At 77.9% G+C, this 2,939-nt stretch carries 3 protein-coding genes and 1 pseudogene; all 4 read left to right on the plus strand.

The window, feature by feature from the left end; translation table 11 throughout:
* Positions 1 to 507, plus strand: a 507-nt coding sequence (locus tag HGCM_RS08385) for a PfkB family carbohydrate kinase (RefSeq protein ID WP_019136403.1), incomplete at its 5' end; no start/stop codon positions are given.
* A 22-nt stretch (positions 508 to 529) separates the two neighbouring features.
* Entirely contained in the window at positions 530 to 799 is a 270-nt protein-coding gene (locus tag HGCM_RS08390) for an HPr family phosphocarrier protein (protein WP_019136404.1), read from the plus strand.
* Positions 796 to 2,490 (plus strand): phosphoenolpyruvate--protein phosphotransferase, encoded by a 1,695-nt coding sequence (gene ptsP, locus HGCM_RS08395; protein ID WP_019136405.1) that lies wholly within the window; start codon positions 796 to 798, stop codon positions 2,488 to 2,490. The genes HGCM_RS08390 and ptsP overlap by 4 nt, the downstream gene beginning before the upstream one ends.
* A gap of 189 nt (positions 2,491 to 2,679) precedes the next feature.
* A pseudogene (gene gabD2, locus HGCM_RS19795) lies at positions 2,680 to 2,939 on the plus strand (succinic semialdehyde dehydrogenase); the annotation flags it as partial.

A 2,939-nucleotide genomic window follows, 5' to 3' on the forward strand; every position in this document is an offset into this window, starting at 1 on the left:
CGGGGGGTGGGCGTCGCGGTCGACGCCTCGGGCGCGCCCCTGGCGGCCGTCGTCGCGGCGGGCGGCTGCGCCCTGCTCAAGCCCAACCAGGAGGAGCTCGCCGACGTGCTCGGGCGACCGCTCGCCTCCGTGGGGGAGATCGTCGCCGGGGCCCGGGAGGTGCTCGCGCACGGTCACGAGCGCGCCCTGGTCTCCCTCGGCGCCGACGGCGCCCTGCTCGTCACGGCCGAGCGGTCGTGGTGGGCGGGCGGCGCGCCCGTCGTCCCCCGCAGCACCGTCGGCGCGGGCGACTGCACGCTCGCCGGCTACCTGGCCACCGACGGCGACGAGCCCACCCGGCTGCGGGCGTCCGTCGCCTGGGGCCGCGCGGCCGTCGCCCTGCCCGGCAGCGCCGCCCCCGGGCCCGACGACCTCGACCTCGACGCCGTCGTGACGGTGGCCGACCCCGATCCCGCCCGGCTCCCTGCCGACCTCTTGCCCGCGGCCGCGTCCGGGCGCACCCTCTGAACCGAGACGAAGGAGTTCTCCGATGACCGAACGCACCGCTGCCGTCGCGTCCGCCCAGGGTCTGCACGCCCGCCCGGCCTCGCTGTTCGCCCAGGCCGCCGGCCAGGCCGGCATCCCCGTGAAGATCGCCAAGCCGGGCGGCAACCCCGTCGACGCGAGCAGCGTCCTCATGGTGATGACGCTCTCGGCCAAGAAGGGCGACCAGGTCGTGCTCTCCGCCGACGGGCCGCAGGCGGACCAGGTGCTCGACTCGCTCGTCACGCTGCTGCAGACGGACCTGGACGCGCAGTGAGCGACCCGAGCGAGCCCGACGAGCCGGTGACGCTGCAGGGCGTCGGCGTCGGACGGGGCATGGTCGTCGGCCCGGTCGCGAAGGCCTACCCGTCGCCCGTGATCCCCGCCGGCGGCGGCGGGGACCCCGAGCGGCTCGAGGCGGCGTTCCGCCAGGTCGCCCAGGGCCTGCAGGCACGCGCCGACACCGCCACCGGCGCGCTCGCGGACGTGCTGGCCGCGACCGCGATGATGGCGTCCGACCCCTCGCTCCTCGACGAGGCGACGAAGCGCGTCGCCGCGGGGGAGACGCCCGCCCACGCCGTCGACCGCGCGGTCGGGCAGTTCGTCGAGATGTTCACCGCGGCGGGCGGGGTGCTCGCGGAGCGCGTCACCGACCTGCGCAGCGTGCGCGACCGCGTCGTCTCGGTGCTGCTCGACCTCCCGGAGCCCGGCGTCCCGCCGCTGCAGCGGCCGAGCGTCGTGGTGGCGTCCGACCTGTCGCCGGCCGACACCGCCGCGCTCGACGTGAGCAAGGTCCTCGCCATCGTCATCGGACACGGCGGACCGACCGGCCACACTGCGATCATCGCGGGCCAGCTCGGCATCCCGTGCGTCGTCCGGGCGACCGGCGCCATGCGGCTGGAGGACGGCGAGGAGGTCGCGGTCGACGCGGCCGCCGGGACCGTCGTGACGCACCCCGGGCCCGAGCTGCGTGCCCGGGCGCAGGCGCGCGCCGAGGCCGCCGCCGTCCTCACCACCGACACCGCGCCGGGCGCCACCGCGGACGGGCACGCCGTCACCCTGCTGGCGAACATCGGCACCGTCGCGGACGCCGAGCGCGCGGCCGCCGGCGCCGTCGAGGGGGTCGGCCTGTTCCGCACGGAGGTGCTGTTCCTCGAGCGCGCGAGCGCGCCCACGGAGGACGAGCAGGCCGAGGTCTACGCCGAGGTCCTGCGGTCGTTCGGCGGGCGCAAGGTCGTCGTCCGGACGCTCGACGCCGGCGCGGACAAGCCGATGGCGTTCGCGACCCAGCCGGACGAGGAGAACCCGGCGCTCGGCGTGCGCGGGTACCGCCTCGTGCGGCGCGTCCCGGAGCTGCTGCGCACGCAGCTGGCGGCGCTCGCGCGGGCCGCGAAGGACACCGGGATCGCCCCGTGGGTCATGGCGCCGATGATCGCCACCGCGCAGGAGGCGGCGGACTTCGCGGCGCTCGCCCGTGAGGCCGGGCTCGGCGACGAGTGCCGCGTCGGCGTCATGGTCGAGGTGCCCGCCGCGGCCCTGCGGGCGCAGGACGTGCTCGCCCACGTCGACTTCGTGTCGATCGGCACCAACGACCTCGCGCAGTACACGATGGCCACCGACCGCCTGCGCGGCACGCTCGTCGACCTCCTCGACCCGTTCCAGCCCGCGGTCCTCGAGCTCGTCGCGGCCACGGCCCGCGCGGGCCGGGGCGTGGACCGACCGGTCGGCGTGTGCGGCGAGTCCGCGGCGGACCCGCTCATGGCGGTGGTGCTCACCGGGCTCGGCGTCACGAGCCTGTCCATGAGCCTCGGTGCGGTCCCGGCGGTGCGGCACGTGCTGCGCCGCCACACGCTCGCGCAGTGCGAGGAGGCGGCCCGCGCCGCGCTCGCCGCGTCGTCGGCGGACGAGGCACGCGCAGCCGTGCGGGCGCTGGTCGACCCGGAGGTCGTCGAGACGCTCGCGCTGTAGGCCCGCGGTCCGCCCGGGCACCGATCCCCCTCCCCGCCCGGGCGGACCGCGTCCCGCCGTCGCCCTCCGGCAGCGGCGGCCCGGGGGCGCGGGGGACCGGCCGGTGTGGGAGTCGGCCGGCGCCCGCGCCGTCCGGCGCGGCGGCCCGGACCTGCCGTCGGTGACAGGCGCCGCGCGTACATTGACGCCATGGCGCACGACGGTGGACACGACCCCCGCCCGACCGACCTCCACGACCCCGAGTCGGACCCGCTGGCGACCTACGTGCTCGAGCCCGACGACGTCCGACCGCTGCTCGCGCACGCGGTCGTCTCGCCCGGTGCGGCGACGCACACCCCTCATGCGCCGTTCACCGGCGGCCCGGTCGCGGCGCTGCCGCAGTCGACGCCCCAGGACGTCGCGCGCGCGGCCCGCACGGCGCGCGCCGCGCAGCGGCTGTGGGCCGCCCG

This window comes from Cellulomonas massiliensis JC225 (assembly GCF_000312005.1).
In the GTDB taxonomy this organism is placed as follows: Bacteria; Actinomycetota; Actinomycetes; order Actinomycetales; family Cellulomonadaceae; genus Cellulomonas; species Cellulomonas massiliensis.